Origin of the sequence: Pseudomonas sp. CC120222-01a (assembly GCF_003097235.1) — a bacterium.
Classification (GTDB): Bacteria; Pseudomonadota; Gammaproteobacteria; order Pseudomonadales; family Pseudomonadaceae; genus Aquipseudomonas.
In genome coordinates, this window is the sequence record NZ_QEQQ01000014.1 from 31,348 (window position 1) to 47,280 (window position 15,933).

The 15,933-nt window shown below is 61.7% G+C and carries 4 protein-coding genes; all 4 read left to right on the top strand.

Translation table 11 applies throughout. The features are described from left to right. The 4 genes from N430_RS18015 (at nucleotide 1) to N430_RS18030 (ending at nucleotide 15,933) form a co-directional block, all read left to right on the top strand. A complete protein-coding gene (locus N430_RS18015) occupies nucleotides 1–4,566 on the top strand; it encodes a neuraminidase-like domain-containing protein (RefSeq protein WP_110638161.1) in 4,566 nt (1,521 codons plus the stop codon). After that, nucleotides 4,541–8,503: a hypothetical protein gene (locus tag N430_RS18020; RefSeq protein ID WP_110638162.1), complete on the top strand. Its 3,963-nt coding sequence runs from the start codon at nucleotides 4,541–4,543 to the stop codon at nucleotides 8,501–8,503. Before N430_RS18015 ends, N430_RS18020 begins: the two co-directional genes overlap by 26 nt. Nucleotides 8,504–8,844: 341 nt before the next feature. After that, nucleotides 8,845–13,941 carry a SpvB/TcaC N-terminal domain-containing protein gene (locus tag N430_RS18025; RefSeq protein WP_110638163.1) on the top strand — a complete coding sequence of 1,699 codons (5,097 nt, stop codon included), beginning with the start codon at nucleotides 8,845–8,847 and terminating at the stop codon, nucleotides 13,939–13,941. Nucleotides 13,942–14,298: 357 nt separating this feature from the next. Further along, a complete protein-coding gene (locus N430_RS18030; RefSeq protein WP_110638164.1) occupies nucleotides 14,299–15,933 on the top strand; it encodes an ABC transporter substrate-binding protein in 1,635 nt (544 codons plus the stop codon).

Here is a 15,933-nt window from a genome sequence, read left to right on the forward strand (position 1 = left end):
ATGAACACTGCATTGAGCAATCAGCTGGCCGAGCAATGGCGGGACGCTTTATCGAACTACTGCATTCACCATGTGATGCCCGACGTGTTGCAGGCGTCGGCGCTCAACATGGTAACACCCGAGCACTTGAACAAATACGTTTTGCTCGATACCCAGGTCACGTCGGCGGTAACCACGTCCTTCCTGGCTGAAGCGCTGGCCTGCGTGCAGACCTACATCAACGGCGTTTTCTACAATATCGAGCCTGGCTATGACGCGGCGCTTCCACAGGAATTGCGCACGTTCTGGCAGCAGGGCATGGCCAACTATTCGATCTGGGCCGCCTACCAGATGCTCGAAGATTACCCCGAGAACTACATCCGCCCGGAACTGCGCTTCGACAAGACCGAGCTGTTCCAGACCCTGGAAAACGAACTGGCCCAGAGCAAGATCACCGACGCGGCCGTGCAGAAAGCGCTGGTGAATTACCTGAGCGGCTATGAGTTGCAGAACAGTATCCGTGTGCAGTCCGGCTACATCGACTATGCCGGCCCGCAGGGGGATGAGGGCCAGTTCGTCGGTTATACCCTGGCCAACTCGGACTACTACCTGCTGGGGTGCGATACCGCCTCGCCGCCGAAGTACTACTGGCGCAAAGTCGCCGTGCGCCTGGACCAGCACTCCAACTATGTGCAACCCGACGCCTGGAGCGAGTGGCAAGCCATCACCATGCCGCCTACCGCCAGCGTGGTCGAGGCGCGGTTGGTGGTGTTCTGCGGGCGCCTGCACCTGGTGTGGCTGCATCAGGAAGCGCCGCGCGAGATCGAAGACGGCACCAAGGAACACTACGATCTCAAAGTGCAGTTGATGTACCTGGGCCTGGACAATCAGTGGTCCACGCCGGAGTTGTTGCTTTCTCATAGCAAGCAAGTCGATAAGGGCACGGATCCATTGGAGGACGCCGATAACCGTTTACTGGCCTTGGCCCTCGGCAAGGCGCAGGGTAGTGATGATCAGTTGTATGTCGCTTGGGTGGAGCGTGATGGCTTGCGCGGGGTGGTGCAACGTGACGTCTTGAAGCGCGCTGCGCCTGCGGCTGATGTCATTGGCAAGCCTGACCGTGACGCGCTGCTCGAAGTCTTTGCGGACCCAGTGGGCGGCCTGGCTTTTCAGCGCCGCATCACCAGTGCGCGCAAGGAGCCTGTGAAGGTCAAGCCACTACCCGATAATGACCGCCATCTAAGCGTGGAGGTATCGCTTGCTGCGCACCTGGGGGATACCTACACACTGCACGTAAAAGGTTGCAGTTCCAAGGTTGAACCCGTTCCGATCCCCGCGTCGGTTTATCTCTCCAGCGTTGGGTTGTTGGTCATCTCGAGTGAGGTGTACGTTGAGGTGTACACCGGCCCTTCAGGTACGTTGTCGCTGCGTTGCTTTATTGGCATGAAACCAACGTTCGAGAAGTTGGATTTGCAGCACAAGGGAAAACCGATCACTTCGGTATTGAGCTCCGATTTCCACCGGGGTCGCTATGGCTGGTACGAGGCGGAGGTTGATCTTAATAACTTTGATATCCAATTGCTCGGCTACAAGGCCAGCGACATTCGCGAAGGCGCCGGTTTTACTTTCAGCGTTGATGGCAGCCCGCAACGGCCATTGGCGAGTTACAACAACTTTATTACCGGGCTGGCCGAGAAAATGGCGACCAGAGACTTCACGGTTACCATTGACGGAGAAGCCTTTGGCGCGCAGCCCCTGACGCTGAACGGCAAAGCCACCAGCGCCTGGCGAAGCAAGAAATTGGAGAGTGGGGCCGCTACCATCACGGTCAAGTTTGCAAGTGACAGGGAATCCGCAGCGTTCGTGGTCGAGCTGGGCGACCTGACCAAGACCGGTGAGGCACCGATCATTGCTCGGCAGAGCAGCGGTACGGACTTCCTGGTCGTCCGTTTGAAGCAGAACGAAGACTCTTATCGTGACGTCACCTCACGCTTGAACTCCCAGCATGTCACCGACCTGATCAACCGTGCGCAAGCCTCGCCTCAGGCGGTTTTCGCCTGGGATGCCCAGCTGCTGCAAGAGCCCGCCTACGACTCCAAAGACGTTGGTGCAACGTACCAGGGATGGCAGCGCGCCGACGACAGTCCCAAGGTTGAATATTTCGACGCCAATGGCCTGTACCTGCGTGAATTGTTCTTCCATGTGCCGCACCTGATCGCCTCGCGGCTCCAGGTGGAGGAGCGCTTCGAGGACGCGCGCCGTTGGCTGGGGCTGGTGTTCGACCCGCAACGCAAGCAGGAGGCCACCGAGCAGGCTGGGGTCGATTACTGGCGTTGCGCCTGGCTATTGCAGGACGACACCGAAGCGTCTGGGCTCGAGCACCAGCTGGCCGACCCCCACGCGATTGCCTTGCATGCGCCTTCCCATTACCGCAAGGCCGTTTTCATCCAGTGCGTGCAGTTGTTGATCGATGAGGCCGACCTGCTCTATCGGCGTCAGACCCGTGACAGCCTGGCCAATGCCTGGCTGTTGTACACCATGGCAGCCGACCTGATGGGCGAGGCGCCGGACGCCCGGGCGATCGATACCTGGCAGCCCAAACCCGTCGAAGAGTTGCTCGAAAGCGCCGGAGGCGGGGAAACGAGGCTGCTAGAGCATGCCCATGCCGTGCAGCCCGCCGACCTGCCCAAGCAGCTGGAGACGTTCGCATGGGCCGGCGTGGCGGCGCATCCGGCCTTCCGTGCACCGGTGAACCAGCAACTGTTGGACATCTGGGGCCTACTGGCCAGGCGGTTCCATAACCTGCGGCGTTTCCTGACTCTCGACGGCCAGCCGATGCAGTTGCCGCTGTACGCGCCCCCAGCCAACCCCTTCGACCTGCTGCTCGCACGCATGGGCGGCAACGCCAGCCTGGCGCATCTGCAGGGCTACCGCACCGTGGTGCCGCCGTACCGCTTCCGCACCCTGCTCGCCAAGGCACAGGAAACAGTGGCCATTCTGATGCAGTTCGGTGAGCAGTTGCGCGGCTTCATGGAAATGCAAGAACGCAGCGAGCAAGAGGAGCTGCAGTTCAGCCAGGCGGCGGATATTGCTGGTTGTGTCATCGCCATGCAAGAACAGCTGTATCAGCAGCAATGCAAAAACGAGACCTTGCTGGAGGCGCAGAAGACTGCTGTGGATAAACGCAGAGAACATTACCAAAAGCTGCGGGACGAGAATGTCTCGGCTATGGAAATCGCGGTGATTGCTTTGCAAAGCGTGAGCTCGGCTGTTAACTCCGCTGGCAGCGCATTGGTCGGGGCTGGCTATCTGCTCAATAGCCCGCCGAATGTTTTCGGCACGTCCACTGGAGGGCAAAAACTGGGTAATCCCCTGATTGCTACAGGGACCGGAATGTACGCGCTGGGAGGTGTGGGGGAGCTCGGCGCGAAAATCATGCAAGACTGCGAAATGTACCGCCGCCGCCGGCAAGAATGGTCCTTGCAGGTCACAATGGCTGACGGCGAGCTGAGTGTGCTGGACGCGCAGATCGCTGCCCAAGCACACGCCACCAGTGCGGCCAAAGCAGGGTGGGATCACAGTTGCAAGGCCTGGGAACAGGCCAAGGCGATGTATGACTTTCATCAGCGAAAGTTGACCAACGCAAACCTTTACAGTTGGCTGCGCTCCCAGGCCAGCACGTGGCATGCGGCCCTGTTCGATGTGGCCGTCAGTCTTTGCAACAGCGCCGAAGCCTGCTGGCAGTATGAAACCGGCCACTACGACAAGCGCATCATCCGCACACCCGTGTGGCAGGCTGACCGCTGGGGCCTCAATGCTGCTGGTGAGCTGCGCCTGGACCTGCAGCGCCTGGAGGCTGAAGCGCTGCTGCGCAACGAGCGGCACCTTGAGATTCGCAAGACGGTCTCGTTGCAAGCGTTGCTGCTAGACGATGAGCCGCTGCTGTTCGATAAAGACGGCGACCCGATCAACGACTGGACCGGCCTGCTCACCGCGTTGCGCACTCACGGCGAGCTGGCGTTCCACTTGTCGCAATCCCTGTACGACCGGGATTACCCCGGCCATTACATGCGCCGCCTGCACAGTATGGCGGTGTCGCTCCCGGCACTGCTGGGGCCTTATCAGAATGTCCGTGCCACCCTGACCCAGACTCAAAGCAGCCTGATGATCAGGCCCGACATCAACGCGGTGAACTTCCTGACGCCGCGGGCCCTACGCGACGGCGACGGCCGCAACGTGATGATCAGCCTGCGGCCTAACCAGCAGGTGTGTCTGTCCACCGGCAGCCAGGACCTGGGGTTGGTGACCGCCTCCGACGCGGATGACCGTTACCTGCCGTTCGAGGGCACCGGGGCCGTTTCGCGCTGGCACCTGCAGTTCCCGCTTCCCGAGTCGCAAGCCGAGTTGCTGGAAGGGCTCAGCGATATCGTCCTCGACGTACGTTATTTCGCCTTGCCCGGTGGCGGCCAGTTCACCCGTGACGTGAAGGCGTTGCTGGATCAGCTTGCGGTTACCCGTTCGCCATCCCCTCTTTCAATGCAGCCTCAGGCTGGAGACGATCATGTCCAAACCTTACTCAGCGAATGACGAACAACTGGCCGTTCTCAGCGAGGGCCAGAAGAACGCGAGCACGGAGAGCCAGAGCCATGACCTGGTCAGGGAACCCTCGTTCCCACGCGGTAGCATCGGTAACGGCAAGGCCTGGCAGGCCAAAGGCCCGTTCGAGCAGCCGCAGGCCGCCTACGACTATGTGGCCTTGCAGCCTCAGACGCAGGTGTGGCAAGACATTACCTTGCCAGTTGCGGCGAACCCTGCCGACGAGGGACGGCCTGATTTCTGGCTGGGCTGCGAATACGACACCGGTTATCTGCCGGACTGCACCTTGAAGGTTTATGACTTCAGCGAAGGCAAGGAAGGGGCACTGCTCGACACCCGGGTCATGGAAGGTATCAAGCGGGAGACCTCGCCCGCGACAGGCTTGCGACCCCTGCCCGAGTCGCGGGAGCTTAACTGGACAACCTTGCCCCTGCAGCGCATCAAGGGCCTGCGCAGTGGCATCAAGGCAATCCGAATCAAGTACGAAGCGGCCGATGGCAATGACTACCTGAATTTACGCAACACCGATCTGGATGTGCGGTTACCCGAGTTGAAGGCCAAGTTAGCACTGGTCGTCGACCCGGATGGCCTGAAGATCGAGCAAACGGCGGCCCCTTACAAGGTTTGCCATGGGGCGAAGCATCGGCTGGAGGTTTCAGACGTTCAAAGCGAAAGTTGGCTGGATCAGCCTCTGGCCTTGAGCTGGCATGAGGATAGATTGCCGATCGAGCTGGCTTTGCAGGCAGACCCGCCGTTTCAGCGCGGCGACGTGGACGGCGACAGTTTCCTGAATGAGCTCAGCGCCACGAAAACCACGTGGACGATTACCTCGAGCGCAGATGCCACGACCGATTCCGTGCCCTTGTCGTTGGGTCTGAAAAGCTGGTGGCAGGCGGCGATCGGTAAGCACGATGCTGACGTCGGCGACTATGTCTGTGCACTGGGTGCGATTGACGGCGGCGACAGCGCCTTGGTCATCGATGATACGAACGCCAATAAGGCGACGCTGGAAACCCTGGTGACCAACCACTTCGTGTCGGCGCGTAAGATCCAGGGGGCCAAGGTTGAGTGGCGAGCCAATGGCAGGGTGCTTGAGGCTGAGGCCAGTAATACGCAAGGCCGATCGATCTGTACCTATGAGCCGGAAGAGGCGGACATCGGGAGTGGCAACAAAGTCACCCTCACCGCGACGCTGCAATCCGAATTGGGTGCGCCGGCCTCGCAGCACAAAGAGCTCAAGGTGTTCGCCACCAGTCCGTGGCCGGGCTTGGTCGATGTCTATCTCGACGGCAACGCGGTGGACTTCAATGCCTTGGGTGTGCACCTGTCGCGTGGCGTCAAGGGCAGGAAGCTCCTGCTCAAGCCCAAGGACATCGCGGACAACTTCTTCATTGGCAAGGACGTCACCCTGACCGCTCCTGACAATGCTGAAAAGCTGGGCATCTCGTTCCAGCCTGTTACAGCGCAGCGCATGACCAAGGATGGGGTGGAGTGGACGCTTGACGCGGGCGCTACCGAACGCGGCCTTTTTGAGTTGGAGGCCAGCACGCCGGAGCTCAATGTGCCGTTTGTGATGAAAGGTGTGCAGCTGTCGGCTGACCTCGGTGACGAAGTGCAGATCACGTTCACCGGAAGCGTGCACAAGGCTTGGCAGGTGTACTGGCAAGGCAAGGCGCAGGTCATCAGCCTTGTACCGAAACAAGACAGCCCACTGCGAACGCTGGCGCCCATTACTTGGATGTCGTTCACCCAAGGCACGCTACCCCAAGATGAGATGGGTGCAGAGCCAGGCTATGAAGACGCCAAGCGGCCAATGGTGAAAGATGGGCTGAATTGGACCCTCACCGGTAAGAAGGCCAGCGGTTCTTTCAAGCTGGCGTTCCATGTCGAGGGTTTCGAACTGCCGCTCGGCCTGGACCATTGTGCATTGCTCGCAGCGGTATTGGCCGATGAAGTCGCCTTGACGTTCGAGCAGGATACGTCGAAACGCCCCCTGGTGTTCCTGCGGGACAAGCTGCGCAAGTTCAGCATCGTGCCCAAAGCCGGGAGCCCTTTGGCGGCGATGGGTTTGGAAGTCAAGTTGCAGTTCCTCTCAGGTACCGTCACGTCGGGCAACATGAGGGCCGAGCCTGACTTCAACGCGGGGCAGCAATTGGTCGCCAACGGTGTGGTGTGGGGGCTCACCGGCGGTAAGGTCAGCGGCACATTCGGGCTTACACTCAGCGTCGACCTTTACCCCGCGTTTGAATTGAAGGTGGGCGAGGCAGTATTGATGTCAGCCTCGCTGACCGAAGAAGCCGACGTCAAGATCGAAGGGGCGACACCCAGCGGTCGGGTGGTGTTTCGTCACGGCCAGGGCTACAGCGTGACGCTGGTGCCGAAAGCCACCAGCCCGCTGCGCCTCGTTCAACCGGTCGGTTGGAGTGATGTCAATTTTCCCAGCAAGCCGGAACGGTTCGAGGAGACCCCCGTTAGCCCGGATGGGTGGAGCTGGAAGTTCGATATCCCGGCGAAAAGCCAACTGTTTGATCTGGTGTTGCATGCCAAGGGCTCAGAGTACGACGGCAAGTTCGAACTCAAGGACTGCCTGGTGTTGGCGCAAAGCCTGGAGCAGGAAGCCGAACTGATCGTAGATTCCTATTTTTTCCGCAACCATGAAGGCACGGTTCGCCTGCAACTTAAGGCGGACAGCCCCTTGGCGGCTGGCGGTGTGAAAACAAAATTGGAGTTCAAGCAGACGGGCGAGTTGGTCGAAGATGATGCGAAAGCCGCGCCTGAATACGGCAAGGACGAAGTTATCCCAACGGGAGGCCACGCTTGGAATTTGACCTGTGGCGACAAGAGTGGCTGGTTCTCGCTGACATGCCATGTCGAATATTTCGACGAGCCGCTGGTGTTGGCTGAAGCGCTTGTCATTTCTCCTCAGTATGAAGATGAAGCGGATGTGTATTTCAATGGTCTGCCGCTGGCATGGGGACGGGTGTTTTTCAGAAATGAAGGCGGAACGCTGAACCTGCAGCTCAAACCCGGGAGCCCGTTGGAAAGGGTGGCGGACTTGACCGCTACGCTGTCTTTTGTGGAGCAAGGCGCAAGCCTGGAAAGTTCGCAAGTGCCGTTTGTGCCAACGTATGGTGAATTTCAATTATTAACTGATGGAGGCGTGCAGTGGGCGTTGAATAGGTCACCCCAGAGTGGAATCTTTGGCTTTGAAATCAAGCTTGGTAATATATCCGGAGCGCTAAAAATGAACAATTGCTTGTTGGTTTCTTCAAGGTTGAACAGTGAAGTCGTGATTGAGGGTGGTGTGCAGGCGCGCCTGCTGCGTCACAAAGGGTCGAACACCTTGGTTGTCCAGTGGTCACCCGAGAGCCCTTTGGTTGAGCGGGGTGAACGGCTCTATATCATTTACGATTCGCCCGTGAATCTCGTGAGCGTGTCGCCAGACTCCGTTAAAAGAATAAAAATGACATCGGCAGGTCGGGCTGAATGGAAGGTGCAAGCCTTAGAAAGTAACGGTGCGGTAAAGCTCACCGTCATGGGAGAAATGACTGGGGTGCTGGCGGAAATAGAATATGTTGTGATGGACGCTGATATGAATAAAGTATTAGGTATTTATATCGGAGGAAGGGAGTATTCAACAAGCCGTGACAAGGTTGAGGTTGGTGGCCTCGTTAATTTTGTTGATCGTGGTTATTTGGGGTGTGACTCGGACTGGAGTGTCAGCTGCCGTGTTAATGGTCTTTATTATGCGGCAGGTAATATATTTGGTCCGCCCCTAAGGGCTGATTTCAACGAAGGCGTAGCTGCCTTTAAAGTGACAGAGACTGCCGTGAATGCTGGGTATGACTTTTTCCTTCACTATAAAGGCTATCTGGCTATTCCTTTTTTAGATGCCGTCAGATTTAATCGTGTGTCAGATCAAGATTAAACTGAGTCTGAATAGACTATAGGTATGTTGAGTAGCCCGGCAGGACGAAGAGGGTGGTGCTTTTTTAAGAGCCACCCTGACTCCAATTGAAGTTCAATAAATTGGCACCTACGACTACGAGGTGCTCGGTATGGCGCAATGGCCGGCGGTTGCCATGCTGCACCCTCATTACTCAGTAATTACGAAGCCCAAGTGGCCGTCAAGGCGCTCACCCTGATGGCCACGCTTCACCTAACAGTTTTACCAGTTTCCTCCTGACCAACCCCGTTGTAGCTTCTTTCTCAGCTGGCAGTATCCACTTGTCATGGCACGAAGGTAATGAACAGCACTCTGGAGACGTCATGATGCTCGACCAAGCCGCATCTAGCACAGTGGCATCAGAAAGCCCCGATACCTCCTTCTTCACCGCCCCGGCCCTTCCCAAAGGCGGTGGCACCGTCTCCATCGGCGGCGGCATGCTCTCCGCCGGTGGCCCGGACGGCGCCGCCAGCTGGCAGCTGCCTTTGCCATCGCCCGCCGGTCGCGGCCTGTCCGCGGAACTGACCCTGCAATACTCCTCTGGCGGCGGCAATGGCGCCTTCGGCGCCGGTTGGGATTGCCCGATGCCGGCCGTGGTGCGCATGACCCGTTTCGGCTTCCCCAAGTACGATGGCAACGATCGCCTGGCTGGCCCGTCCGGGGAGGAGATCTGCCTGGCCGGGGCCTCTCGCCAGGTCAGCCAATTGCCGTTGACCGATACCCCTGGCAGCTACACCGTGACGCCATGGCGTGCGCGGCGCGGTAGCGCGGCGGAGCGCCTGGAGCATTGGCTGGACAATGGCAGCGAACAATCGGCGGGCTTCTGGCTGCATTACCTCGGCGATGGCAGCCTGTCGCTGTACGGCTGGTCGCCATCGGCCCGTCTGCAAGACCCGGCCCAGGCGCAGCATGTGGCCTGCTGGTACCTGGAAGAAACCGTGTCCACCCGCGGCGAGCATGTGGTGTATCGCTATCGCGGGGAAGATGAGCAGGGTTGCAGCGACGATGAACTCGCTGCCCATCCGCAGGTCACCCATGTCTACCCCGCGTCAGTCCACGCCATGAACGTCACGCCCTCGGATGCCTTGCTGATCCCGCGGGGCGCATTCGTGGAAAGCGACTTTCTCACCTTCACCCTGTTCGATTACGGCGAACGAGGCGCCGACACTGGCGTACCCCCTCCGTTCGATACCCATCAACCCTGGCCGCTACGCGAAGACCGTTTCTCGTTCTGGCGCTACGGCTTCAATGTGCGTGTGCGCCGCCTGTGCCGCGATGTGTTGCTCTGGCACCGTACGGCGCGCATGGCCGGCACGGACGACGACACACCGACCTTGGTCGCGCGCCTGCACCTGCAATACGACAGCAGTGCGGTCGCCAGCGTGCTGAGCACGGTGCAACAGGTTACCCATGAGGCGCACAGCCGCATGCCGCCGCTGGAATTCGCGCTGACCCGGCCAGGTCGCGCCGAGCCGGTCTGGCAAGCGCTGGCGGCGCTCGACGGCTTCTGGTCGCCGGCCTGGCAATTGGCGGACCTCTACGGCGAGGGGATTCCCGGCCTGCTGTACCTCGATCAAGGCGCCTGGTACTACCGTGCTCCACAGCGGCGCCAAGGCGGGCTGCGGGATGAGATCACCTGGGGCGCACCCCAAGCCCTGCGCATCCAGCCAGACAGCTCGACAGGTACCTTGATGGACCTGGACAGCGATGGTCGCCCGGAATGGCTGGTCACCGCAGGCTTGAGTGGCAGTTTTACCCTGGCGCCGGATGGCACCTGGGGCGGCCTGGTGCCGTTGAGCGCCTTGCCGAGCGAGTTCAATCACCCCCACGCGCGGATGACCGACCTGACTGGCGACAGCCAACAGGATGTCGTGCTGCTGCGCGCGCTGGGGCCAAGGAGTGTGCGGCTGTACCCCTCCCAGGGTACGGCTGGCTGGTTGGCCGCGCTCGATCAAGGGTATGAGGGCAGCGTACCCTTACCCAGCGTGGAGCCTTCCGAGCACCAGCTGGTTGCGTTCGCCGACCCTGCCGGCAGTGGCCAGGCGCACCTGCTGCGCATTACCGGCAAGGGGGTGACCCTGTGGCCGTCGCTGGGCCATGGCCGTTTTGCCGATGCCATCGCGATTGCGGGTTTCGAAGTCGAAAACTTCAATGCCTCCAGGGTCTTCCTGGCCGATACCGATGGTGCGGGCACCACCGACATTCTGTACCTGCAGCCCGATGGCATTCGTGTGTTCGTCAGCCAGAGCGGCAACCGTTACCAGGAAGGTGCTTTCATACCCGCGCCACCGGGGGTGACGCTGGATACCGAGTGTTACCTGCAGGTTGCCGATATCCTCGGGCAGGGCACGGCAGACCTGCTGCTGACCAGCCAGCACCATGGCCCGGGCCTGCAACCGTGCAGCTGGTTGTACCGTTTCAACGACAAGCGCCCTTGGCTGCTGGAAACCGTGCTGGACAACGCTGGCAGCTGCACGCAGCTGACCTATCGCAGCTCGGCACAGGCCTGGCTGGACGAAAAGGCGGCGGTGATCGAGGCCACCGGCAAGACGCCGGTCAGCTACCTGCCATTCCCGGTGCACACGGTCAGCGAGATTACCCAGTACAACCTGGTCACCGGCCTGTGCATGGGCAGCCAGAGTACTTACCTGGGTGGGGTATGGGACGGCAAGGAGCGCGAGTTCGCCGGCTTCACCCGGCTGCAACAGACCGACACCCATGCACTGGCCAGCCAGGGCGCCGCGCATCTTTCGCCGCCGGCGCGCACCTGCACTTGGTTCTATTGCGGTATCGAGGCCCATGATCAATTCGCCCAGGGTGCCTATACCGAAGCCGATCATGGCTTCGACCCTGGCGCGGTGCGCTTCACCCAGTGGCAGGCCGAGGGCGAGCAGGCGTTCGAGCCTGGGCCGGCTGAACGGGCATGGCTATTGCGCGCCCTGCGCGGCCAGCTGATGCGCGTGGAAGTCTACGGTGATGATGGCCACGCGCGTGCCGACCGACCCTACAGCGTGGCACGTCCGCGCCTTCAGGTGCGTGCCTGCGCGACGGCCGACCCGCTGCGTCCGGCGGCGCTGGTGACACCGGTGCAGGCCCTGGCAATCACGTGCGAACGCACCCCTGAAGACCCGCAGATCAAGCAGGACATCGTGCTGCGCCAGGATGCCTACGGCACGGTGCTGGAAAGTGTCAGCATCCATTACCCGCGCCGCCTCTCGCTGGAAACGCTGGAAGTCGAGGACAAGGAGCGGGCGATCTATCCCGCTACCTTGCCGGAAAACTTGATCACAGCAAGCTGCGATCCGCAGCAATACGATTGTTGGGTCAACCTCACGCGCACCACGGTGCACAACCTGGTCGACGACGACACCTGGGTAATCGGCTTGCCCGACACGCAGCGCAAGGATGTGCTTCGCTTTGCCGCCAGCGATGAGCCGGCGGGTGGCTTCACCCTTGAGTACTGGCTGGAAAATGGCCTGCCGCTGGCCGACCCGGGCAAGACCACCTTGGCCGGCTACGAGAAAGTGGTCTGGCGCGATGCCAAGGGCACAGGCGTGGCCAACGTGCCGTCACGTCAGGCGCTGGTGGCGTATAGCCGCACCGCGATGCTCGACAAGGCCTCGCTGGACGTGCTGCGACCCACCTTCGAACAGACCCTGCAAGACCTCGTGACGCAGGCATTGAATGCCCCGGACAACCACCCAGAGGTGCTGCAACGGGTGCGCCAGCGCCTGCCAACCCTGGCCGAGGGTACATCGCTTTACCCGGTGTTGCTCGCCTACCTGAAGACTGCGCCAGACGATCAAGCCGCCAGTCGCCTGTTGCGCGATGCCTTGAAATCGGTGATTTCGGTGGATGCCCTGCGCCTGCGCCTGCTGGATGCCGACCCGGTGCGCTTGCCCGACGGCCTGCAAGAGGCGGTATACAAGCAAAGCCGCGTACCGGATACGGCACTGTGGGCGGTGCTGACCTGGTTTGCCAGCGATGAGGAGGAGGGCAGCGCGACCCTCAACCTGTTGCACGGCAACGTCGATGCAGCCCTGGCTCGCGCCGACGCTACCCCCGTACTCTGGCGTGCCGTGTTGAACGCTCTGCAACCGGGCGCTGATGACGTGCCGTTGCCACAGGCCATGCAAACCTGGCTGGGCGCTGTACAGACGCTGCTGAACGGCCGCGTGCAAGCAGAGTCGCTGGCTGAGTTGCTCAAGCGCGGCGGCTATGTCGCCATGAGCCGCGCCGCGGATGCGCCGGAGCTGGCAGACCCCCACGACCCCGGGGAGATCGGTGTACCGGGCATCCCGGGTGAGCCGTTGGTCGAGGAGGCCTACTGCGGCCACCATGGCATCAGCCACTACCACGACAACACGCTGTTCTGGGTGCCCAGGACGGTGCAGGAGAACACGGTCACTGGGCCCATTCAGCTGGAATACACCGCCCATGGCCTGGCGCTGTGTCTGGTCACCGACGCCGCCGGCTTGACCACCACGGTCGAGGCGCATGACTGGCGCTTCATCGCGCCGATCCAGATCAAGGATGCCAACGACAACACCAGCACCGTCGAGCTCGATGCCCTGGGCCGGGTCCGGCATACCCGCTTCTACGGCACTGAAACCCCTGGCGGCAGTGATGAGGCGGTGATGAGCGGCTACACCCCGGACGTGCCCTTCGACCCTCCTGCCACGGTCGAGGCCGCGGTGGCGCTCAATCAGAGCAAGAAGGTGCCGGTGGCCCAGGCGTTCACGGTCGTGGCCGACAGCTGGATGCCATTCGCGCTGAAGGCCGATGGCAGCACCGACCGCAGCAGGCGTTGCGGTGAGTTGGCGTGGCGTCGGGCTGCCGAGCGCTTGCACCGCGATGGGGTATCGGTGCCGTCGATGATGCAGGGGTGCACGCCGCCCCACGTAATCCAGATCCAGACCGACCGTTACGACAGCGATCCCGAGCAGCAGGTCAGGGTCAAGGTAGTGCTCAATGGAGGCGGGCAGGTCCTGCAGACGGCCATCCTCAACCCGTCGGGTGAAGCCTTCGTGCGCACCGAGGTTGGCGGCCTGCAAACCGACGACAAGGGCCAGGCCGTGGTCCAGGACACCGAGGTGCGCTGGGCGGTGACCGGCAAGACCGAATTCGACAACAAAGGCCAGGCGGTGCGCGTGTGGTTGCCGTTCTACCTCGATGACTGGCGCTGGGTCAGCGACGACAGCGCGCGCGAGGGCATCTACGCCGACACCCACTACTACGATGCGCTGGGCCGTGAATACAAGGTGGTGTGCGCCAACGGCGAGGACGTGGAAGGCGAGTGGGCGAACTACGAACGGCGAGTGCAGGTGTATCCATGGTTCACCGTGTCAGAGGACGAGAACGACACCTGGGCCGAGGTCATCGAGCTGGCGCGGGAAAGGGCCCGGCGGACGTTGCGCTGAGTTTGGAAGAGGCGCGTGAGTGGCGCGTCGGGAGAGTTGCAACGCCGGCGGCACGGCCTCGCTGGTTTGAGCGGATTGCGGTGTAAGCCTGTGCCGGCCCTTTCGCGGGCTTGCCCGCTCCCACAGGTACTGCGCAAGCATTCAGGCCTGTGCTGATCTCTGTGGGAGCGGGCGTGCCCGCGAAAGGGCCCGACCTTGCACGAGAGACCTCGATACTGTCGCCACACCAACACTCTGTAGACACTTTGCCCTTGCAACAGCACCCAACCTCCACTAAACCCCAACAAAATCAACCCCTTGAACCCGGCACAACTCCTGCAACAGGCCTCCCAAAGCCCAGTCACCGCAGGAGCGCCCTTGAACACACCCATCCTCCCCCTGATCCCGCTCTGTGCCGCCCTGGCCTTGCTCGGCTGCGGAAAAGCCGAGCAGCACACCGCGCAAAGTACAACGCCGCAACCGGGCGGCACCCTGGTCTACGCCACCGACCGCGAGCCCACTTGCCTCGACCCGCACGTGGCCGGCGACATGCCTCAGGTGTTCGTCGCCCAGCAGTACCTCGACTCGCTGGTGTCGATGGACAGCCAAGGCCAGATCGGCCCCTGGCTCGCGACAAGCTGGGAAGTCTCCCCGGACGGCCTGCGCTACACCTTCCACCTGCGCCGCGATGTGCACTTCACCGACGGCACCCCCTTCAACGCCGAGGCGGTCAAGGCCAACCTCGACCACATGGCCAACCCCAAGACCCAGTCCAGCACCGCGGGGGGCTATATCCGCCAGTACCGCGGCACCCAGGTGCTTGACGCCTATACCGCCGAAGTCACCCTGGCCACGCCCTATGCGGCCTTTCTCGAAGTGCTGGCCCAGGGCTTCCTCGGCATCCAGTCGCCCACCGCGCTGCTGCGCAGCCGCGACCAGAATTGCGAAAGCCCGGTGGGCAGCGGGCCGTTCAAGGTGGTGCGCTGGGACCGACAGAACCAGGTAGAGCTGGTGCGCAACCCGGACTACAACTGGGCGCCACCGACGGCGCAGCATCAAGGGCCGGCCTACCTTGAGCGCATCCTCTGGAAGTTCATTCAGGAACCGTCTGTGCGCTTTGCGTCCTTGCAGGCCGGCGAGGTCGATGTGATCGAAGCGCTGCCGCCAGAGTCCCACGAAGCCGCACGCCGCAACCCGGACCTGGGCCTGATCATCGCCCAGCGCCCGGGCAACCCCACCAACGGCACCTTCAACCTGCGCCGCGCCCCGTTCGACGATATCCGCGTGCGCGAAGCCTTCGTGCGCAGCGCCGATGTCGAGGGTGCGCTCAAGAGCGTGTACTTCGGCGAGTTCCCCCGCGCCGGTGGCCCGCTGAGCATCGCCACACCGTTCTACAGCGGCGACTTCGAACACAGCCAGGACTACGACCCGGCCCGCGCCGCCACGCTGCTCGACGAAGCTGGCTGGGCCAGCCGCGACAGTGAGGGCTACCGCACAAAGAACGGCCAGCGCCTGCGTGCCGTGGTGCTGATCGGCGCGCGCACGCCGCCCTCGGAGCTGACCTTGTGGGAACAGGTGCAAGCCACCACGCGCCAGGCCGGCCTGGAACTGGTGCTCGACCAGATGAGCGACGCCCAGGTCACCGCCCGCCAGGCCGCCTGGGACTACGACATCCGCACCGGCTACTGGAACACCAACACCCCCGACGTGCTGCGCATCATCTTCACCACCGCCTTCGTGCAACCGGCCGGGGTCGGTGGTTATCACCAGAACTCCTCCGGTTATGCCGACGCAGGCTACGACGCGTTGCTCGACAGTGCCCTGGCCACCCAGGACGCCGACCAGCGCCGCCAACGTTACTTCAAGGCGCAACAACAGGCCGCCGCGCAGTACCTGCAACTCACCACCTACCCGCAAAGCACGCGCCTGGGCATCTACAAGACCGCCCACGGCGTGCGCCTGGAGCCTTCGCTGGCGGTGACCTACCTCTATGACGCATGGGTGAACAAATGA

Bases quoted from the DNA above. Each gene is read 5' to 3' on its own strand.
- N430_RS18025 (WP_110638163.1), top strand. From the start codon at position 8,845: ATGATGCTCGACCAAGCCGCATCTAGCACAGTGGCATCAGAAAGCCCC.
- N430_RS18015 (WP_110638161.1), top strand. From the start codon at position 1: ATGAACACTGCATTGAGCAATCAGCTGGCCGAGCAATGGCGGGACGCT.
- N430_RS18020 (WP_110638162.1), top strand. From the start codon at position 4,541: ATGTCCAAACCTTACTCAGCGAATGACGAACAACTGGCCGTTCTCAGC.